This is a genomic window from Antiquaquibacter soli (assembly GCF_030580675.1).
GTDB classification, from domain to species: domain Bacteria; phylum Actinomycetota; class Actinomycetes; order Actinomycetales; family Microbacteriaceae; genus Rhodoglobus; species Rhodoglobus soli.
In genome coordinates, this window is the sequence record NZ_JAUQUB010000001.1 from 481112 (window position 1) to 499928 (window position 18817).

Below are 18817 nucleotides of genomic sequence, written 5' to 3' on the forward strand. Positions count from 1 at the left end.
ACCGTGCCAGCCCCCGTCATCGTCGCCACCGATCTCGTCAAGAAGTACAAGGACTTCGCCGCCGTCGACGGCATCACCTTCGAGGTCGCCCCCGGCGAGAGCTTCGGTCTCCTCGGCCCGAACGGAGCGGGCAAGTCCACGACGATGCGGATGATCGGGGCGGTGTCCACGCGCTCGAGCGGGAGCCTGAGCATCCTCGGCCTCGACCCCAACGAGCACGGGCCGGCGATCCGCTCGCAGCTCGGCGTCGTGCCCCAGCAGGACAACCTCGACACCGAGCTGCGCGTGCGCGACAACCTGCTCGTCTACGGCCGCTACTTCGGGCTGCCCCGGGCTCAGGTCGCCGCGCGAGCCGACGAGCTTCTCGAGTTCGCCCAGCTCTCCGACCGGGCGAAGGCCAAGGTCGACGACCTGTCCGGCGGGATGAAGCGGCGCCTCACCATCGCGCGCGCCCTCATCAACGAGCCCCGCGTGCTCCTCCTCGACGAGCCGACGACGGGGCTCGACCCGCAGGCCCGGCATATCCTCTGGGACCGCCTGTACCGACTCCGCGAGCAGGGCACGACTCTCGTGCTCACGACCCACTACATGGACGAGGCGGAGCAGCTCGCCGACCGCCTCATCGTCGTCGACAAGGGCCGCATCATGGCCGAGGGCTCTCCCGCGTCGCTCATCCGCGAGCACTCCAGCCGGGAGGTGCTCGAGGTGCGATTCGGGTCGGAGCGCAACGCGACCGCCGCCGCCGATCTGGCCGGCATCGGCGACCGTCTCGAGGTGCTGCCCGACCGCATCCTTCTCTACGCCCACTCCGGCGAGGAGGCCCTCGCCGAGGTCACCCGGCGCGGCCTCGAGCCGATCACGAGCCTCGTGCGGCGCTCGAGCCTGGAGGACGTCTTCCTCAAGCTCACCGGCCGGAGCCTCATCGAATGAGCGCCGTCACCGCCGAACCGCGTTCCCACGCGAGGGCTTGGTTCGTCACCGAGCACAAGATCCGCGCGATGCGCGGGTACACGGGCACGATCATCGCGACGACGATCGGCACCCCGCTGCTGTACCTCTTCGCGTTCGGCGTGGGTCTCGCGACCCTCATCACGTCGAACGTCGGGCCGGTACCGGGCATCAGCTACCTGGAGTTCGTGGCCCCGGCGCTCCTCGCGACCGCCGCCGTGCTCGTCGCGATGGAGGAGTACACGTTCGGCATCCTCCTCGGCCTCAAGTGGAACCCGATCTTCGTCGGGATGAACTCGACGCCGCTCACGGCCCGCCAGATCGTCGACGGGCTCATGCTCTTCATCGGCATCCGCATGCTCATCACGACGACGGTGTACTTCGTCGTCATGCTCGCGTTCGGAGCCGTGCCGTCGGGCTGGGGCATCCTGACGATCGTCGCCGGGATGCTCGGCGGCTTCGCTTTCGCGCCGGTGGCGGCGTACTCCGCCACCATCCAGGAGGACCGCGGTCAATTCGCGATCCTCCAGCGCACGGTCATCCTGCCGCTCACGCTCTTCAGCGGCACCGTCTTCCCGCTCACGCAGCTTCCGGCGTTCCTGCAGTGGATCGGCTGGCTGTCGCCGCTGTGGCACGCCAGCGAACTCGGTCGCCAGTTCGTCTACGGACCCACCGAGCCGATCTGGCTCACCGTCGCGCACGTCGTGTACCTGCTCGCGCTCGGCGTCATCGGCTGGCAGCTGTGCGTCCGCACCGTCGCGAGGAGGCTGAACAAGTGACGACGACCCTCGACCGACCGCGCAGTGGCGGAGTGAAGGCCCTGTACGCCGGCAATGCCCGCGCGGTCGTGGGGCGCGGGCTGCTCGCGACCCGCAGCACCAACTGGATCATCGTGCTCACCGGCGTGTTCGAGCCGATCTTCTACCTGCTCGCGATGGGGATCGGGCTCGGCTCCTACATCTCCGGGGTCACGGATGCCCGGGGCGACCAGATCCCCTACGCGGCGTTCATCGCTCCCGCCCTCCTCGCGGTGTCCGCGATGAACGGAGCCGTGTACGACTCGACGTGGAACGTCTTCTTCAAGATGCACTTCGGCAAGCTCTACCAGGGCATGCTCGCGACGAGCCTGGGGCCGCTGGATGTCGCGCTCGGCGAGATCTCGCTCGCCCTGCTGCGCGGCGCGGCCTACGGCACGACCTTCCTCCTGGTGATGCAGGCGCTCGGTCTCAACCTCTCGTGGACGGCGCTGCTCGCGCTGCCGGCGATCCTCCTCATCGCCTTCGGCTTCGCGTCGCTCGGAATGGGCATCACGAGCTACCTCAAGACGTTCCAGCAGATGGACTGGATCCAGTTCGTGATGCTGCCGATGTTCCTGTTCTCCGCGACGTTCTATCCGATCACGGTGTACCCCGAGCCGATCCAGTGGGTCGTCCAGGCCCTGCCGCTGTGGCACGGCGTGGAGCTCGTGCGCGGCCTCACGACGGGGGCTCTCACCTGGGCGATGCTCGTGCACCTCGGCTACTTCCTCGTGATGATCGCCCTCGGGCTGATCTTCACGACGAGGCGCCTGCGCGCGCTGTTCCTCGACTGATTACCGGAGGCTCTCGAACCGCGCCCGCGCTACTTGACGCTGCGCACCGGCAGGATCGCGAGCCCGCCCACGACGGCCGTCGCCGCCGAGACGATGAACAGCCCGAGGAACCCGCCCAGGTAGGCCACGATGAACGCGCCGACGAGCGGGGCGACCGCTTGCGGCACCGTCGTCGCGATGTTCATGATGCCGAGGTCCTTGCCGCGGGTGTGGGAGTTGGGCAGAACCTGCGTCGCGAGCGCCTGGTCCACCGCCATGAAGCACCCGTACCCGAGGCCGAGAAGACCGGCGGCGAGGTACGTGATCGTGAGGTCGGGGATGAACGCGATGAGCAGAGCAGCGAGACCCTGGAGATACGCCGCGACGTAGACGAACGGCTTGCGCTTGCCGATGACGTCGGAGAGCTTGCCGAAGCCGAGCGCCGCGAGAATGAAGAAGACGAGGTAGACGACCGTCAGGCTCAGCAGGTCGTCCTCGGCGGTGGCCTCCCGGCCGAGGCCGAACATGATGAAGTACAGCAGCAGGGTCGTCCCGAGCGCGTTGCCGATGTTGACGAGGATGCGGCTGAGGAGGGTCCAGCCGAAGTCCGGGTGCTTCACCGGGTTGATCCAGAAGCCCTTGATGAGCGCACCGAGGGTGAACGGCGGACGCAGCACCTTCGGCAGCACCTCGTCGGGGATGGCGAGCAGGAACGGCAGCACGAGCACGACGAGCAGCACCGACATGAGGGCGTAGCCGACGAAGTTGCTGAGCGCGAGGGTCGTGACGAGCAGGATGCCGAGCACGGTGCCGAGGGCCTGGGGTGCGGAGACCCATCCCGAGACGAAACCGCGCTGGTTCACCGGTACCTGATCGGAGATCGTCGCCGTTAGGGCGGCCGTGAGCATGCAGAACCCGATGATGGCGACCGCCCAGGAGATGCCGACGCCGAGGATCGTCGTCTGCAGGCCGAGCACGAAAAGTGCGATGGCGAAGACGAGGGTTCCCGCGAAGATCCACGGGCGCCGGCGGCCGAAGCGCGAGGTGGTGCGGTCGGAGAGCGCACCGGTGATCGGGTAGGCGAGCAGGGCGCACGCCCCCGCGATGCCCGAGATGATGCCGAAGGCGACGACGCTGTCAGTCCAGTTCAGGGGGTTCAGGACGGAGTCGACCTGCTGCGGCAGCAGCAGCTGGATGGGCGTGAGCTGGGCCATCCAGATCCCGAACCAGGCGGTGGCGAAGAGGGCGATCCAGCCCGCGGGAACGCGGCGAGTGGGCTCGGCGAACGGAGTAAAGGCTCTTGGCGCCGTCGGCGGAGGGGCAGCAGTCACCGCGCCAGACTACTGCCCCGCGCTCGCTTACGCGCGGATGTCGCGCAGCACGATCGCCGTGGCGACAGCGGCCTCGGCGGCCTCCGCGCCCTTGTCCTCCTTCGAGCCGGGAAGCCCGGCGCGGTCGAGGCCCTGCTGCTCGTCCTCCAGCGTGAGGACACCGAAGCCGACGGGCTTGCCGGTGGCGATCGAGACCTGGGTGAGGCCCGACGTCGCGGCATCCGCCACGTACTCGAAGTGCGGCGTACCGCCGCGGATGATCACGCCGAGGGCGACGACCGCATCGGCACCCGCATCCAGCGCCGCCTTGCTCGCGACGGGAAGCTCGAAGCTCCCGGGCACGCGGACCTCGCTGACCTCGGCCCCCGCCTCGGCGAGCGCGCGACGGGCACCCTCGAGGAGGCCGTTCGTGATCTCCTCATGCCACTGCCCGGCCACGATGGTGACCTTCAGGCCGCGGCCGTCGGAGGTGATGGTGGGCGAACCTGCGCCGCTCATGCGATTCCTTTCTGGTTCGAGGCCACCTGGGCCTCGAGGACGGTGTTACTGGGGAGCACGTGACCCATGCGGTCGCGCTTGGTCTCGAGGTAGGCCTCGTTGAACTCGCCGACGCCGACGACGAGCGGAACCTGCTCGACGACGGTGATGCCGCGCTCGGTGAGTTGGCGGAGCTTCTCGGGGTTGTTGGTGATCGCGCGAACCTCGGACACGCCGAGGTCCTCGAGGATCGCCACAGCGGCGCCGTAATCGCGGCCGTCCGCCGGGAACCCGAGGGCGAGATTGGCGTCGAGCGTGTCGAGGCCGTCCTCTTGAAGACGGTACGCCTTGAGCTTGTTGATCAGGCCGATGCCGCGACCCTCGTGGCCGCGCATGTAGATCACGATGCCGCCCTCGCGGTCGATCTGCTCGAGCGCCGAGTCGAGCTGCGGACCGCACTCGCACTTCTCCGAGCCGAACACCTCGCCCGTGAGGCACTCCGAGTGCACCCGCAGCAGAGTCCCGTTGGCGGGGGTGCCCTTGATGATGGCCAGGTGGTCGGCGCCGGTCATCCGGTCGCGGTAGGCGCGGAAGCGGAACGCGCCGTGCACGGTCGGCACGGTCGTCTCGACCTCGAAGATCACGCGCGAGCTCTCGGGGATGGCCACGGCGACGGGGACGTCGGAGTCGCAGTGCCACTCCTGCAGGTACGCGATGAGCGCCTCGATCGTGACGACGGGGATGCCCGCCTCCTCGCCGAGCGCGATGAGCCCGGGCAACCGCATCATCTCGCCGTCCTCCGCGACGATCTCGCCGATCGCCCCGACCGGCACGAGGCCGGCGAGCTTGAGCAGGTCGACGGTCGCCTCGGTGTGCCCGGCGCGAGTGCGGACACCGCCCTCGACTGCGCGGAGCGGGAGGATGTGGCCCGGTCGGCGCAGGCTCGTCGGCGTCGACGTCATGTCGGCGAGCACGCGCAACGTGTGAGCCCGGTCCGCGGCACTGATGCCCGTCGAGTATCGGTCGGCCGCGTCGACCGACACCGTGTACGCGGTGCCGAGCGGGTCCTGGTTGTCGGCGACCATGAGCGGCAGCTCGAGCCGGTCGGCGATCTCGTTCGTCATCGGAGCGCAGATGAACCCCGACGTGTGGCGGATGGTCCAGGCCATCCACTCCTGCGTGGCCGACTGGGCGGCGAGGATGACGTCGCCCTCGTTCTCGCGGCTCTCATTGTCGACGACGATGACGGGCCGGCCGGCGCGCAGGGCGTCGAGCGCGGCGGGGATGTCGGCGAGGCTCATGACTCGCTCCTCTCGGTGGTGCTGAACTCGGTGGTGCTGAACTCGGCCAGTCGCGCCACGTGGCGCGCCAGGATGTCGGTCTCGATGTTGACGCGGTCGCCCGGCTGCAGGCTGCCGAGGGTGGTGGCGGCAAGGGTCTCGGGGATGAGGGACACCTCGAACCAGTCGCGACCGACCCCGCTGACCGTGAGCGAGACGCCGTCGACGGCGATCGAGCCCTTGCGGGCGACGAGGGGGGCCAGCTCGTCGGCGAGGCTGAAGCGCACGACCTGCCAGGCGCTGCCCGGGGTCACGCCGAGCACGGTGCTGGTCCCGTCGATGTGGCCCTGCACGATGTGGCCGCCGAGGCGGCTGTCCACCCGTGCGGCGCGCTCCAGGTTGACGCGGCGCCCCGGCTGCGAGCCGCCGAGCGTGCTCATGGCGATGGTCATCGCCATGACGTCGGCGGTGAACCAGTCCGGCCCCTGGTCGACGACGGTGAGGCAGACGCCGGAGACGGAGATCGAGTCGCCGTGGGCGGCGTCGGAGACCGCGAGGGGGGCCCGAACGGTGAGGCGCGCGGCATCCCCGCTCTGGTCCCAGGCGATGACCTCGCCGACCTCTTCGATGATTCCGGTGAACATGGTTACTCCTTCGGCCGAGCCGTGATGAGGATGTCGTCGCCGAGGCTTTCGACGGAGACGAGGACGAGCTCGCGCGCGTCGTCGATGGACGCGACCCCGAGGTCGGTGATCGCCAGTCGAGGGCCACCGAGCAGCTTCGGGGCGAGGTAGACGGCGTACTCGTCGACGAGGTCGGCGGCGATGAACGCACTCGCAAGAGTCGGGCCGCCCTCGACGTAGACGCGGCGCACGTCGCGGGAGTAGAGGTCGCGCAGCACGGCACCGAGGTCCCGGGTGGCGGCCTCCACGAACGGACGGTCTCGCAGCTTCGCGGTCGCCGGGATGCCCCGCTCCCCGATCACGACCGGCAGGGGCTGGTGCGCGAGCAGCTCGCCCGCGTCGCCGCGGGCGGTGAGTGTCGGGTCATCCGCGAGCACCGTCCCGGTGCCGACGACGATGGCGTCGGACTCGGCGCGCTGCTCGTGGACGCGCTGGCGGGACGCCGTGCCGGTGATCCACTGGCTCGAGCCGTCGGCCGCGGCGGCGCGGCCGTCGAGTGTCGAGGCCCACTTCACGGTCACCCACGGGGTGCCGCGACGGGTCGCCGTGAGCCACTTCTCGAGGAATGCCTCCGCCTCGTCGGCGAGAACGCCCGCGATCACCTCGACGCCGGCCTGGCGGAGTCGCTCGGCTCCGCCGCCGGACGCGCGACCGGGGTCGGAGACCGCGAACACGACGCGCGAGACGCCGGCTGCGATGAGAGCTTCGCTGCACGGCCCCGTGCGCCCGGTGTGGTTGCAGGGCTCGAGGGTCACGACCGCGGTGAGACCCCGGGCGTCGGCGACCTTGCTGAGCGCATCGACCTCGGCGTGCGGGGTCCCGGCGCCGCGGTGCCAGCCCTCGGCGACGATCGAGCCGTCCGGGGCCAGGAGGACGCAGCCCACTTGGGGGTTGCCGCCCGTGACGGGGCCGTTCGCGGCGAGCTCGAGGCCGTGGCGCATGGCCCGCTCGAAGTGCTGCTGCTCGGTCATCCCGGATTCCTGTCGTCGTCGAGACGGACTCCGGGGCATCAATGGTCGACTGACCTGCTCGCTGGCAACACCAGCGAGCCCGTGCATCCTCCCATCCGGACTGAGAGGCCTCTCGACCTCATTACCGTCGGTGCCGGAATTCCACCGGCTCAACCCTTGCGGGCTCGCGGACTGTCACCGCCGGTTCGGACTTTCACCGACCCCGGAGCACGTAGTACTGCTGTCGAGTGTAACGCGGGCGTGCTGGATCTATTCCCGGGATGCTCAGACCAGGTCGCGGAGCTCCGTGAGCGACCGGATGACGCGGGCCCCGGCCTGCGTCGCCCGGCGCAGCTGCTCCTCCGTCGGCTCGCCCCGCGCAAGCCACACGCCCGTGAGCCCCGCGGATGCGGCGCCCACGGCATCGGTCTCGAGCCGGTCGCCGACGTAGGCGGCGTCCTGGGGCGGCACCCCGAACAGCTCGCAGGCGAGGTGGAAGATGCGGGCATCCGGCTTCGCGACGCCGACCGAGCCCGACGCGACGACGTGCTCGAAGCGCCCGGTGAGGCCGAGCCCGTCGATCTTCGACGACTGGAAGACGATGTCGCCGTTCGTGATGATTCCGGTGCGGATGCCCCGCGCCTCGAGTTCGTCGAGCACGGGTAGCGCGTCCTCGTGGAGCCGCCAGGCAAGCCGGTACTCGGCGAGGTACCGCTCGAACCAGGCATCCGCGTCGGCGTCGGCGATCGTGAGTCCGTGCGGCTCGACGAAGCCGCGCACCCGCTCGCGACGCTGCTCGAGGAAGTCGAGCTCGCCGGTGAGGTAGCGGTGGTAGTGCACCTCCTCGAGCTCGTTCCATCGCGCGAGCTCCGCGAGGTCGTCGCCGAGTAGTCCGTGCGCGGTGCGGTGCGCAAGGATGCCCGCCTCCACCGCACCGCGATGCGCGAAGAGCGTGTCATCGAGGTCGAACAGCACGAGCTCGATCACGGCCAGCCGTCCTTCTCGGTGCGGTCGTCGTCGCGCAGGAGCACTCCGTGCCACGCTTCCGGTCGCGAGCCGTCGCGCATCGGGATCTCCGCGGGCCGCTGGCCGGTGTAGCGGAAGCCCGCTTTGCGGGCGGCCGCGAGGGAGGCGCGGTTGCCGAGCACGCACTCCCAGCGCAGCTCCCGCTCGCCCCGTTGGAACGCCCAATCGGCGACCGCCGTCAGGGCTTCGGGCATGGTGCCGCGGCCTCGGTGCGGGGCGCCGAGCCAGAAACCGACGCTCCTTGTCGGCACACGGTAGCCGATCACCCCGGCAAAGCCCCCGTCGATTCGCACCGCCCACGTGTACTCGAGGTCGGAGCGCCAGCCGTGCGGCACGAACTCGGTCACGAAGAACTCGGCGTCGCCGCGGCGGTACGGCCAGGGCAGGGTCATGAACCGTTCGAAGACCGGGTCCTGGCAGTACTCGGTGACGAGGTCGATGTCGTCGGCGACCGGCTGGTCGAGCACCAGTCGATCGGTTGCTAGCCGAACGGGTTCCATCAGGCCTTCGGGAGGAAGCCGATGCGGTCGTAGACGCGGGCGAGCGTCGCATCCGCGATCTCGGCGGCGCGGTCGGCGGCGCGGGAGAGCAGTCGGTCGAGCTCGGCCGGGTCGGCGAGCAGCTCGAGGGCACGCTCGCGGATCGGACCGAACTCGCCGGTCACGACCTCGGCGACGGCGCCCTTGAGGTCGCCGTAGCCCTTGCCCTCGAACTCGACCTCGAGGTCGGCGATCGACCGGCCGGAGAGCACCGAGTGGATCGTGAGCAGGTTCGACACTCCGGCCTTGGCCTCGCGGTCGAAGCGGATCTCGCGCTCGGCGTCGGTGACCGCGGACTTGATCTTCTTCGCGGTGCGCGACGGCTCGTCGAGCAGCCACAGCACGCCCGAGTCGCTGGCGGCCGACTTGGACATCTTGGCGGTCGGCTCCTGCAGGTCGTAGACCTTCGCGGTCTCTTTGAGGATCTGCACTTCCGGCACGACGAACGTGTCGCCGAAGCGCGAGTTGAAGCGGCCGGCCAGGTCGCGGGTCAGCTCGATGTGCTGCCGCTGGTCCTCGCCGACCGGAACGACGGTGGCGTCGTACAGCAGGATGTCTGCCGCCTGGAGGATCGGGTAGGTGAACAGGCCCACCGACGCGGAGTCGGCGCCCTGCTTGGCCGACTTGTCCTTGAACTGCGTCATGCGGCTGGCCTCGCCGAAGCCCGTGATCGTGTTGAGCACCCACGCGAGCTGGGGGTGCGCCGCCACGTGCGACTGCACGAAGAGGGTCGACTTCTCCGGATCGATGCCGGCGGCGATGTACTGGGCCGCGGTGCGGCGGGTCTGCTCACGCAGGAGCGCCGGGTCCTGCGGAACCGTGATCGCGTGCAGGTCGACGACGCAGAACACCGCGTCGTAGGTCTCCTGCATCTGCCGCCACTGCAGCAGCGCCCCCATGTAGTTGCCGAGATGGAGCGAATCGGCGGAGGGCTGCATTCCGGAGAAGAGGCGGGGCTGGGTCACCCGACCCATCTTAACGCCGGGTCAGAGGGCGTAATCGACGACGACGGGGGCGTGGTCGCTCCACCGCTGGTCCCACGCGGCCGCGCGGTCCACCGAGTACGCGGTCACAGTCTCCGCGAGGGCGGGGGTCGCCACGTGGTAGTCGATGCGCCACCCCGTGTCGGTGTCGAAAGCCTTGCCGCGCTGCGACCACCACGAGTAGGGCCCGTCCACTTCGCCCGCCCACCGGCGACCGACGTCGACCCAGCCGAGGCCGGGCCCGACCGAGCCGTCGACTCCCTCGACGGGCTCGCCGGCGGGCCCGAAGAAGCGGTCGAAGTAGGAGCGCTCGCGCGGCAGGAAGCCCGCGTTGTTGCGGTTGCCCTTCCAATTGCGGATGTCGAGCTCCCGGTGCCCCACGTTGAGGTCGCCCACGACGAGCGCGAGCTCCGAGTGCGCCTGCAGCTCGGGCAGTCGCGCCTCCATCGCGTCGAGGAAGGAGTACTTGTCGTCCTGCTTCGGGGTGCCCACCTCGCCCCCGGTGTGCACGTAGGTCGACACGACGGTGAGGATGCGACCGTCGACCTCGTAGTCCGCCTCGAGCCACCGTCCTGCCGTGTCGAAGTCGTCAGCGCCGAACGCCACCCGGTGGATCGACGCCTTGTTGCGGGACGCGATCGCCACTCCCGCGCGGCCCTTCGCCGTCGCCGCGTCGTGGAGGATGTCCCACTCGTCGCCGAGGAGGTTCTCCAGGTCTTCGGTGGCGGCCCTGACCTCCTGCATCGCGAGGATGTCGACGCCCCGGGCATCCAGCCAGTCGCCCATTCCCTTGCGGAAGGCGGCGCGCACGCCGTTGGTGTTCACGGTAGCCACTCGAACCATGCGATCGAGCCTACTGAGCGCCACCGACGGTCTTCGCCGGTTTCGGCGCGGCGGGCTTGCCGTGCAGGTCGAGCCCGGCATCCGCCGCGCTCACCGCGATCCAGGCCGCCGACACGAGGATGACCTGGCAGATCAGGTTGAACCAGATCAGCAGCCCGATGATGACGGCGAACGACGCGAGCAGCGGGTTGCTCGTCGCCCCGCCGAGGAGGCTCGACCCCAACACCTTGAGGACCCCGAGGGCGACCGCGCCGATCAGCACGCCCTGCCACAGCACGCGGAAGGGGATTCGGATGCCGGACACGATGCGGAAGAACCCCGCGAGGATCGCGACGTCGAGAACGAGCATGAGCAGGATGCCGACCGCCGCCGTCACGACCCGCGCGACGGGCGACTCCGCCTCCACCCCGAGGGCGTCGAGAAACCCGCTCGTCGCCGTCGTGCTCACGACCGACAGCGAGGCGGACAGCAGCAGCGCGGCACCGAACGCGAGCGCGAGCCCGAGGTCCTTCAGCCACGCGAGGACCGGGTTGAGCGCAGCGCTCGGGAGGTCGAAGAGGATGCGCACGGCCTCCCTTCCCGAGGAGAGCCATCCGGTCGCCGTGAAGAGCAAGAGAGCGAGGGCGATGACGGCGGCGAGAGTGAAGGGAGTCGACTGGACGAGCTGGTCGGGGTCGATCGCGCCCTCTCCCGATCCGTCGTCGATGAGTCCGGGAGCATTGGACGAGATGAGGTCGATGAGGGCATTCAGTAGGTCTGGCCGCGACTGCAGCACCGACCCGAGCACCGAGAACCCCACCGCGATCGCCGCGAACACCGCGAAGATCGCCTGGTACGAAAGGCCCTGGGCGAGCAACGGCCCGCGGTGGGCGCTGTAGTGCTGGAGCACGCGCACAGGCTTCAGCTTCATGATTCGGGCGACCCAGGCCCGCACCGTAGTCATGAGCGCCATACGTCAACCCTAAGCGGGTCCCGCATGCCCGGAGGAGGGGTTGCCGCGCGAGCGCGAACGCAGTACGCGGGCAGCCTGGTTAGGCTTCACGTGGGCAACTTCGATGGAGAGGAACGTTTTTCTATGGAACTTCGCGGAGTAGGCGTCGGTCGCGGTGTCGCGGTCGGCCCGATCCTCAGGATGCCCGAGCCCCTGCCCGAGCCGGCTGACGCCGGCCACGGCGGGGATGCCGCTGCCGAGCTCGAAACGGTGCAGCGGTCCCTGGCCGCCGTGGCCGCGGACCTCGCCGCCAAGGGCCAGAAGGCCGGGGGAGAGGCCCAGGCCGTTCTCGAGGCAGCGTCGATGATGGCCCAGGACCCGACTCTCGTCGATGACGTGAAGGCGCGCATCGACTCCGGCAAGTCGGGCGAGCGCGCGGTCTTCGAGGCGTTCGGAGCCTTCCAGGAGATGCTCATCGGCATGGGCGGCTATATGGCGGAACGCGCCACCGACCTCGGCGATGTCGCCCAGCGCATCATCGCGAACCTGCGCGGGGTGCCCGCGCCCGGCGTTCCCACGAGCGACACCCCGTTCATCCTCGTCGCGACCGACCTCGCGCCGGCCGACACCGCGCTCCTCGACCTCGACAAGGTGCTCGGCCTGGTCACCCGCGACGGCGGTCCGACCAGCCACACCGCGATCCTCGCTCGGTCCAAGTCGATCCCCGCGATCGTCGGCGTCACCGGGGCCCTCGAGCTCGAGGACGGCACCGTTGTCGTGGCGGATGCCGCGTCCGGCATCGTGATCCCGAACCCGAGCGAGGCCCAGGTCGCCGACGCGCAGGCCCGCATCGCCGCCCGAGCTGCCGCCTCCGGCCAGCCGATCGTGCCCGGGGCGCTCGCCGACGGGACGCCGGTGCCGCTGCTGGCGAACGTGGGCTCGCCGAAGGACGGCCCGGCAGCGGTCGAGCTCGGGGCGGAGGGGGTCGGGCTGTTCCGCACCGAGTTCCTCTTCCTCGACTCCAAGACGGCCCCCACGGTGGCCCAGCAGCAGGAGCAGTACACCGAGCTGCTGTCGCACTTCCCCGGCAAGAAGGTCGTCGTGCGGGCGCTCGACGCGGGAGCGGACAAGCCGCTGTCGTTCCTCAACGACGCCCACGAGGAGAATCCGGCCCTCGGGCTGCGGGGCCTGCGGGCGCTCCGGGCGAGCGAGCAGATCCTGCTCGACCAGCTCACCGCGCTGAAGGGCGCGCAGGATGCCACGGACGCCGACCTCTGGGTGATGGCCCCCATGGTCGCCGACGCCGAGGAGACGCAGTACTTCGTCAAGCTCGGCAGGGCGCTCGGGCTCAAAACCGTGGGCGTCATGGCCGAGGTGCCTTCCCTCGCGGTCGTCGCCGACCAGGTGCTCGCGACGGCCGACTTCGTGTCGATCGGCACCAACGACCTCACCCAGTACACGCTGGCGGCGGACCGGATGCTCGGCAGCGTCGCGAGCTACCAGGACCCGTGGCATCCTGCAGTCCTGCGTCTCGTGAAGATGCTCGGCGATGCAGGGGCGGCGGCGGGCAAGCCCGTCGGAATCTGCGGCGAGGCGGCGGCCGACCCGCAGCTCGCGGTCGTACTCGTGGGCCTCGGTGCGACCACTCTGTCCATGACCCCCGCAGCGCTCGCCGACGTGCGGGCGGAGCTCGCGGGCGTCACGATGGAGCAGGCGCGCGCGAAGGCCGCAGCGGCCCTCGCCGCGCAGACCGCCGCCGGCGCGCGGGCAGCAGCCGACGCCGCGTGAGGGCAATCGACCGACCCGCGTCATAGTTGCGCGGTGGCGCGGTCTTTCTCAGTGAGAATGCGCAAGCAGACTCATTCGTCCCCATCGGGTTAAAGAGGGACCGGGGATGAGTTGATTGGGGCAGTGAGCCGCCGTTTCGGGAGTGGGACGGCGGCTCTCCCCGTTAACGCGGCCACACAATCGCCTCCGCCGAGCCGCGTCATAGTAGACCGAATTGTCTGTCTTTCTGGGTAGAACCCCTGGTGCACCGCGCCGATCGGGTGTAGGACTGAAGGCAATTCGGGATTGGTTGGGGCATGACCGAACACGACGTGACAACAGCAGCGAGTGACGAGTCCCTCGTAGCGGGGGCCCGCGCGGGGAGCCAGCGCGCCTTCGCCGAGCTCTGGCGCCGGCACTACCGAGCAGGGGTGCGGGTGGCGCACCAGTTCACCACCCTCGACGCCGACGACGTCGTATCCGAGGCCTTCACCCGCATTTTCAAGGCCGTGCAGGCCGGCGGGGGACCGACGGGGGCGTTCCGCCCGTACCTGTACACGTGCATCCGCAACGTCGCCTCGACGTGGGGCGCGGCATCCCGCGACATCGCCGTCGACGACCTCGCGCAGTTCGAAGACCCGGCGAGCCTCGTCGACCCCGCCGCCGACGCACTCGACCGCACCCTTACCGCGCGCGCGTTCCGCAGCCTCCCCGAGCGCTGGCAGACCGTCCTCTGGTACACCGAGGTCGAGGGGATGGACCCGCACGAGGTCGCGCCCGTGCTGGGGATGACCGCCAACGGCGTCGCCGCCCTCTCGTACCGCGCCCGCGAGGGGCTGCGCAAGGCGTGGCTGCAGGCCCACATCTCGGACGCGACGGCGTCGGGCGAGTGCCGGTGGGCCCTCTCGAAGCTCGCCGACCACGCCCGCCAGTCCCTCGGCGCCCGCGACGAGGAGCGAATGGTCTTCCACCTCCAGACCTGCACGAAGTGCGCGATCATCAGCGAGGAGGTCGACGAGGTCGGCTCGCGGCTCGCGTCCGTGCTCATGCCGATCCTCCTCGGAGGTGCCGCCGGCGGCACGCTGCTGGCGTCTCTGAACGCGCCGTCGACGGCGATGGCCATGGATGTGCCGCCCGTCCCCGACTTGTCGAGTCTCGACCTCGCCACTGCCGGTGTCGGCGCGGCGGGCGCCGCGGGGGCCGCCGGCCTCGCGAGCGTCATCACCGCTCCCGTCGCGATCATCGGGTCCATCGCCGTCTCCGTCGGGATCGTCGGGGCGGCAGCGATCATCACGATCCCGCAGTTCACGCCGACGACGATCGCCTCACCGACGGACGACCGGCCGGATGACGCGCCCGGCGGCACTCCGGATGGGATAGGCGACGACACCCCCGGAGCCGACTCGCCCATCAGCATCCCCGATCTCGACGCGCCGCCCACGGACTCGACCACGGGAGGTGACCTCCTCGAGGGCGTTGCGGACGAGGTCGACGACCTGACCGACTCGGTCGTCGACACGATCACCGGCGGAGAGGCGCCCGAGGGGCACACCGCGCCCGGGGGAGTGGCGGGCATCGACCTGTCGCTCGCCGGGACGGGCACTCCTGGCGCCCACCTCTCACTGCAGGCAGCGGGCCAGGTCTACGCGACGACGATCGTCAACCCCGACGGATCGTTCACGATCAACGCGACAGCCGTGCCCGGCGGGCTCTCCTCCCTCGAGCTCGTGCAGTACGTCGACCGCTCCTACCTGGCGACCCTGCTGCCCGGCGGGGGAACCGTCGAGAAGCTGCTCGGCACGCTCGACGGCCTCGTCAACGCCCTCATCAAGCCGCTCGCGCTCACCGTCGGCAGCTCGCAGGTCAACGTCGTGCTCGTGAACTGAGCGGCGGGCCGCTCGCGCCGTCGTCCGCGTTTCCGCGCGGCTTCCGGCAGAATGCGCGATGCCGCGGCACGCCAAGACGTGCCGGAACTCGCAGCTGAGGCAGAGCCGGAGCGCCATGATGCGCGGGAAGTACTACGAGGTCCTCGGGCGCGCCCTGTGGGGCGCACCCTGCGGCGCCATCCGGCGGGAAAAGCCCCTAGGGCTTCCCCCTGAGGATGGCCTGCTTCACCTCGGCGATGGCCTGCGTGACCTGGATGCCGCGGGGGCACGCCTCGGAGCAGTTGAAGGTCGTGCGGCAGCGCCACACGCCCTCCTTGTCGTTGAGGATGTCGAGGCGCACCTGAGCGCCCTCGTCGCGGTCGTCGAAGATGAAGCGGTGCGCGTTGACGATCGCGGCGGGGCCGAAGTACTGGCCGTCCGTCCAGAAGACCGGGCAGCTCGACGTGCACGCCGCGCAGAGGATGCACTTGGTGGTGTCGTCGAAGCGCTCGCGGGCGACCACGGACTGCACTCGCTCCTTGCCCTTCTCGGGCTTGGACGTCGCCATGAGGAACGGGTTGATCGAGCGGTACGACTCGAAGAACGGCTCCATGTCGACGATGAGGTCCTTCTCCAGCGGAAGGCCCTTGATCGCCTCGACGTAGATCGGCTTGGAGATGTCGAGGTCCTTGATGAGGGTCTTGCAGGCGAGTCGGTTCTTGCCGTTGATCCGCATCGCGTCGGAGCCGCAGATGCCGTGCGCGCACGAGCGCCGGAAGGTCAGCGACCCGTCCTGCTCCCACTTGATCTTGTGCAGGGCGTCCAGTACGCGGTCCGTCGAGTACACCTCGACGTCGAAGTCCTGCCAGTACGGCTCGGCGTCGACGTCCGGGTCGAAGCGGCGGATGATGAGCGTCGCGGTGTAGGCCTGAACGGCGCCGACCTCGGCGGGCGCGTCGGTGACGAGAGTCATCAGTACTTTCTTTCCATCGGCTCGTAGCGGGTGATCGTGACCGGCTTCCAGTCGAGCCGGATGTGGTCGGCGGCGTCGGCGGAGTGCGGGTCGCCCGTGAGGTACGCCATGGTGTGCTTCATGTAGTTCGCGTCATCCCGGTTGGGGTAGTCGTCGCGCATGTGGCCGCCGCGGCTCTCCTTGCGGTTGCGGGCGGAGAACACCACGACCTCGGCGAGATCGAGCAGGAACCCGAGCTCGATCGCCTCGAGCAGGTCGGTGTTGAAGCGCTTGCCGTGGTCCTGGATCGCGATGTTCTTGTAGCGCTCGCGCAGGTCGTGGATGACCTTGGTGACCTCGGTGAGCGACTCCTCGGTGCGGAACACCTGGGCGCTGCGGTCCATGTGGTCCTGCAGCTCCTTGCGGATGGCCGCGATGCGCTCGGTGCCGGTGGAGTTGCGCAGCGACTCGATGAGCGACCGGATGCCCGCGGCCGGGTCATCCGGAAGCGGCGTGAAGTCCACGGTCGCCGCGTACTCGACCGCGTTGTTGCCGGCGCGCTTGCCGAACACGTTGATGTCGAGAAGCGAGTTGGTGCCGAGGCGGTTGGAGCCGTGCACCGACACGCACGCGCACTCGCCGGCGGCGTAGAGGCCGGGCACGACGGTGTCGTTGTCCCGCAGTACCTCTGCCTTGACGTTGGTCGGGATGCCGCCCATCGCGTAGTGGGCCGTCGGCATCACCGGCACCGGCTCGACGACGGGGTCGACCCCGAGGTAGGTGCGCGCGAACTCGGTGATGTCGGGGAGCTTCGTCTCGAGGATCTCGGCGCCGAGGTGCGTGCAGTCGAGCAGCACGTAGTCCTTGTGGGGGCCGGCGCCGCGGCCCTCCGCGACCTCCTGCACCATGCACCGCGAGACGATGTCTCGGGGAGCGAGGTCCTTGATGGTGGGGGCGTACCGCTCCATGAAGCGCTCGCCGGATGCGTTGCGCAGGATGGCGCCCTCGCCTCGGGCGCCCTCGGTGAGCAGGATGCCCAGACCGGCGAGTCCCGTCGGGTGGAACTGGAAGAACTCCATGTCCTCGAGCGGGAGACCCTTGCGCCAGATGATGCCGACGCCGTCACCGGTGAGGGTGTGCGCGTTCGACGTGGTCTTGTAGATCTTGCCGAAGCCGCCCGTCGCGAAGACGATCGCCTTCGCCTGGAACACGTGCAGCTCACCGGTCGAGAGCTCGTAGGCGACCACTCCGGACGGCTTGTCGCCGGTCATCACGAGGTCGAGCACGTAGAACTCGTTGAAGAAGTTGATGCCGAGCTTGACGCAGTTCTGGAACAGCGTCTGCAGGATCATGTGCCCGGTGCGGTCGGCCGCGTAGCACGCTCGGCGCACGGGGGCCTTGCCGTGGTCGCGGGTGTGACCACCGAAGCGGCGCTGGTCGATCTTGCCCTCGGGCGTGCGGTTGAACGGCAGACCCATGTTCTCGAGGTCGATGACCGCGTCGATGGCCTCCTTGGCAAGGATCTCCGCCGCGTCTTGGTCGACGAGGTAGTCGCCGCCCTTGACCGTGTCGAAGGTGTGCCACTCCCAGTTGTCCTCCTCGACGTTCGCGAGCGCGGCAGCCATGCCGCCCTGCGCGGCGCCCGTGTGCGAGCGGGTCGGGTAGAGCTTGGAGATGACGGCCGTGCGAGCCTTCGGCCCGGCCTCGATCGCGGCGCGCATCCCGGCGCCGCCGGCGCCGACGATGACCACGTCGAACTGGTGGTAGCGCACTCCGTCGACGGTCGTGCTCTCGTAGGGCTCGGTCACTGGTTCACCGGGCAGAAGCTCGGGAGCAGATCGGCGGGCTGCCCGGCGGGGCAGGGGTCGAAGGTGTAGATCACGAGGGTTCCCAGGGTGAGGAGGACGACCGTCGAGGCGAGGATGGCCCCGAGCAGGATGCGCCGGACGGTCGGGTTGGTGGCGTAGTCGTTGACGAGGGTGCGCATGCCGTTGGCGCCGTGGATGAGCGCGAGCCACAGCAGCAGGGTGTCCCACACGACCCAGAACGGGTCGGCGAGCTTGCCCGCGACGAACGCGAAGTCGATCGCCTTGACTCCCTCTCCGGCGACGAGGTTGACGAAGAGGTGGCCGAAGATGAGCACGACGAGCACGACGCCCGACGCGCGCATGTACATCCAGCCCCACTTCTCCCAGTTGATGCCGCGGCGGCGCTGGGGCTTGGCCGCGGGGGTGCGGGGAGCCTCGATGGTGGTCATCACTCGCCTCCGAAGATGTGCATGAGCTGGCGCGGGATGAAGCCGGCGAGCAGAACGAGCCACAGGCCGATGACGACCCAGAACATGACGCGCTGGTGCTTGGTGCCGACGCTCCAGAAGTCGATGAGGATGATCCGCAGTCCGTTGAGGGCGTGCAGGCCGATCGCGGCGACGAGGCCGATCTCGCCGAGGCCCATGATCGGCGTCTTGTACGCGCCGATCACGGCGTTGTACGCCTCGGGGCTCAACCGGACGAGCGAGGTGTCGAGGATGTGGACCAGGAGGAAGAAGTAGATCGCGACACCGGTGATGCGGTGCAGCACCCACGACCACATGCCCTCGCGTCCTCGATAGAGGGTGCCGGCCGGTCGCTTCGGCATTCGGATCGTGGGCGAGGCGACCGTCTCGGTCGCCA

At 69.6% G+C, this 18817-nt stretch carries 19 protein-coding genes and 1 riboswitch; of the genes, 5 read left to right on the forward strand and 14 right to left on the reverse strand.

Going from position 1 to position 18817, the window contains the following annotated elements:
- Positions 1 to 3: 3 nt before the first annotated feature.
- The 3 genes from Q5716_RS02325 to Q5716_RS02335 are packed head-to-tail and all read left to right on the forward strand — an operon-like array spanning position 4 to position 2539.
- Positions 4 to 930: an ABC transporter ATP-binding protein gene (locus tag Q5716_RS02325; protein WP_305001473.1), complete on the forward strand. Its 927-nt coding sequence runs from the start codon at positions 4 to 6 to the stop codon at positions 928 to 930.
- Positions 927 to 1727: an ABC transporter permease gene (locus Q5716_RS02330; RefSeq protein ID WP_305001474.1), complete on the forward strand. Its 801-nt coding sequence runs from the start codon at positions 927 to 929 to the stop codon at positions 1725 to 1727. The genes Q5716_RS02325 and Q5716_RS02330 overlap by 4 nt, the downstream gene beginning before the upstream one ends.
- Positions 1724 to 2539 (forward strand): ABC transporter permease, encoded by an 816-nt coding sequence (locus Q5716_RS02335; RefSeq protein ID WP_305001475.1) that lies wholly within the window; start codon positions 1724 to 1726, stop codon positions 2537 to 2539. Before Q5716_RS02330 ends, Q5716_RS02335 begins: the two co-directional genes overlap by 4 nt.
- Before the next feature lie 29 nt (positions 2540 to 2568).
- Here Q5716_RS02335 and Q5716_RS02340 read toward each other — a convergent pair whose 3' ends face one another.
- From Q5716_RS02340 to Q5716_RS02385, 10 genes are all read right to left on the reverse strand, one after another.
- Positions 2569 to 3849, reverse strand: a complete 1281-nt coding sequence (locus Q5716_RS02340) for an MFS transporter (protein ID WP_305001476.1) — start codon at positions 3847 to 3849, stop codon at positions 2569 to 2571.
- A gap of 27 nt (positions 3850 to 3876) precedes the next feature.
- Positions 3877 to 4347: a 6,7-dimethyl-8-ribityllumazine synthase gene (gene ribH / locus Q5716_RS02345; RefSeq protein ID WP_305001477.1), complete on the reverse strand. Its 471-nt coding sequence runs from the start codon at positions 4345 to 4347 to the stop codon at positions 3877 to 3879.
- Positions 4344 to 5627, reverse strand: coding sequence for a GTP cyclohydrolase II (ribA, locus tag Q5716_RS02350; RefSeq protein WP_305001478.1), 1284 nt, complete (start codon positions 5625 to 5627; stop codon positions 4344 to 4346). Before ribA ends, ribH begins: the two co-directional genes overlap by 4 nt.
- A complete protein-coding gene (locus Q5716_RS02355; RefSeq protein ID WP_305001479.1) occupies positions 5624 to 6250 on the reverse strand; it encodes a riboflavin synthase in 627 nt (208 codons plus the stop codon). Before Q5716_RS02355 ends, ribA begins: the two co-directional genes overlap by 4 nt.
- A gap of 2 nt (positions 6251 to 6252) precedes the next feature.
- Entirely contained in the window at positions 6253 to 7260 is a 1008-nt protein-coding gene (gene ribD, locus Q5716_RS02360) for a bifunctional diaminohydroxyphosphoribosylaminopyrimidine deaminase/5-amino-6-(5-phosphoribosylamino)uracil reductase RibD (RefSeq protein WP_305001480.1), read from the reverse strand.
- A 78-nt stretch (positions 7261 to 7338) separates the two neighbouring features.
- A riboswitch (FMN riboswitch) is annotated at positions 7339 to 7474 on the reverse strand.
- 50 nt (positions 7475 to 7524) lie between these two features.
- The gene (locus Q5716_RS02365; RefSeq protein WP_305001481.1) at positions 7525 to 8226 is read right to left on the reverse strand and encodes an HAD family hydrolase; all 702 of its coding nucleotides are present in this window, start codon (positions 8224 to 8226) and stop codon (positions 7525 to 7527) included.
- The gene (locus Q5716_RS02370) at positions 8223 to 8732 is read right to left on the reverse strand and encodes a GNAT family N-acetyltransferase (RefSeq protein ID WP_305001482.1); all 510 of its coding nucleotides are present in this window, start codon (positions 8730 to 8732) and stop codon (positions 8223 to 8225) included. Before Q5716_RS02370 ends, Q5716_RS02365 begins: the two co-directional genes overlap by 4 nt.
- 32 nt (positions 8733 to 8764) lie before the next feature.
- Positions 8765 to 9778: a tryptophan--tRNA ligase gene (trpS, locus tag Q5716_RS02375; protein WP_305001483.1), complete on the reverse strand. Its 1014-nt coding sequence runs from the start codon at positions 9776 to 9778 to the stop codon at positions 8765 to 8767.
- 12 nt (positions 9779 to 9790) lie between these two features.
- A complete protein-coding gene (locus Q5716_RS02380) occupies positions 9791 to 10630 on the reverse strand; it encodes an exodeoxyribonuclease III (protein ID WP_305001484.1) in 840 nt (279 codons plus the stop codon).
- A gap of 10 nt (positions 10631 to 10640) precedes the next feature.
- Entirely contained in the window at positions 10641 to 11582 is a 942-nt protein-coding gene (locus Q5716_RS02385) for a YihY/virulence factor BrkB family protein (RefSeq protein ID WP_305001485.1), read from the reverse strand.
- A gap of 123 nt (positions 11583 to 11705) precedes the next feature.
- Here Q5716_RS02385 and ptsP point away from each other — a divergent pair, with 123 nt between their 5' ends.
- Positions 11706 to 13349 (forward strand): phosphoenolpyruvate--protein phosphotransferase, encoded by a 1644-nt coding sequence (ptsP, locus tag Q5716_RS02390; RefSeq protein ID WP_305001486.1) that lies wholly within the window; start codon positions 11706 to 11708, stop codon positions 13347 to 13349.
- A 296-nt stretch (positions 13350 to 13645) separates the two neighbouring features.
- Positions 13646 to 15214, forward strand: coding sequence for an RNA polymerase sigma factor (locus tag Q5716_RS02395; protein ID WP_305001487.1), 1569 nt, complete (start codon positions 13646 to 13648; stop codon positions 15212 to 15214).
- 196 nt (positions 15215 to 15410) lie between these two features.
- On the opposite strand, the gene Q5716_RS02400 is transcribed toward Q5716_RS02395, so the two are convergent.
- Genes Q5716_RS02400 through sdhC form a run of 4 tightly spaced genes read right to left on the reverse strand, consistent with a single transcriptional unit; the run spans position 15411 to position 18782 of the window.
- The gene (locus Q5716_RS02400; protein WP_305001488.1) at positions 15411 to 16166 is read right to left on the reverse strand and encodes a succinate dehydrogenase iron-sulfur subunit; all 756 of its coding nucleotides are present in this window, start codon (positions 16164 to 16166) and stop codon (positions 15411 to 15413) included.
- Positions 16166 to 17953 (reverse strand): succinate dehydrogenase flavoprotein subunit, encoded by a 1788-nt coding sequence (gene sdhA, locus Q5716_RS02405; RefSeq protein WP_305001489.1) that lies wholly within the window; start codon positions 17951 to 17953, stop codon positions 16166 to 16168. The genes Q5716_RS02400 and sdhA overlap by 1 nt, the downstream gene beginning before the upstream one ends.
- Positions 17950 to 18402 carry a succinate dehydrogenase hydrophobic membrane anchor subunit gene (locus Q5716_RS02410; protein WP_305001490.1) on the reverse strand — a complete coding sequence of 151 codons (453 nt, stop codon included), beginning with the start codon at positions 18400 to 18402 and terminating at the stop codon, positions 17950 to 17952. The genes sdhA and Q5716_RS02410 overlap by 4 nt, the downstream gene beginning before the upstream one ends.
- A complete protein-coding gene (gene sdhC / locus Q5716_RS02415; RefSeq protein ID WP_305002952.1) occupies positions 18402 to 18782 on the reverse strand; it encodes a succinate dehydrogenase, cytochrome b556 subunit in 381 nt (126 codons plus the stop codon). The genes Q5716_RS02410 and sdhC overlap by 1 nt, the downstream gene beginning before the upstream one ends.
- Positions 18783 to 18817 lie beyond the last annotated feature (35 nt).

Excerpts from the sequence above, each read along its gene's own strand:
- Q5716_RS02330 (WP_305001474.1), top strand. The coding sequence starts at position 927 with ATGAGCGCCGTCACCGCCGAACCGCGTTCCCACGCGAGGGCTTGGTTC.
- ribH (WP_305001477.1), bottom strand. The coding sequence starts at position 4,347 with ATGAGCGGCGCAGGTTCGCCCACCATCACCTCCGACGGCCGCGGCCTG.
- ribA (WP_305001478.1), bottom strand. The coding sequence starts at position 5,627 with ATGAGCCTCGCCGACATCCCCGCCGCGCTCGACGCCCTGCGCGCCGGC.
- Q5716_RS02355 (WP_305001479.1), bottom strand. The coding sequence starts at position 6,250 with ATGTTCACCGGAATCATCGAAGAGGTCGGCGAGGTCATCGCCTGGGAC.
- ribD (WP_305001480.1), bottom strand. The coding sequence starts at position 7,260 with ATGACCGAGCAGCAGCACTTCGAGCGGGCCATGCGCCACGGCCTCGAG.
- trpS (WP_305001483.1), bottom strand. The coding sequence starts at position 9,778 with ATGGGTCGGGTGACCCAGCCCCGCCTCTTCTCCGGAATGCAGCCCTCC.
- Q5716_RS02380 (WP_305001484.1), bottom strand. The coding sequence starts at position 10,630 with ATGGTTCGAGTGGCTACCGTGAACACCAACGGCGTGCGCGCCGCCTTC.
- Q5716_RS02385 (WP_305001485.1), bottom strand. The coding sequence starts at position 11,582 with ATGGCGCTCATGACTACGGTGCGGGCCTGGGTCGCCCGAATCATGAAG.
- ptsP (WP_305001486.1), top strand. The coding sequence starts at position 11,706 with ATGGAACTTCGCGGAGTAGGCGTCGGTCGCGGTGTCGCGGTCGGCCCG.
- Q5716_RS02395 (WP_305001487.1), top strand. The coding sequence starts at position 13,646 with ATGACCGAACACGACGTGACAACAGCAGCGAGTGACGAGTCCCTCGTA.
- Q5716_RS02400 (WP_305001488.1), bottom strand. The coding sequence starts at position 16,166 with ATGACTCTCGTCACCGACGCGCCCGCCGAGGTCGGCGCCGTTCAGGCC.
- Q5716_RS02410 (WP_305001490.1), bottom strand. The coding sequence starts at position 18,402 with ATGACCACCATCGAGGCTCCCCGCACCCCCGCGGCCAAGCCCCAGCGC.
- sdhC (WP_305002952.1), bottom strand. The coding sequence starts at position 18,782 with ATGCCGAAGCGACCGGCCGGCACCCTCTATCGAGGACGCGAGGGCATG.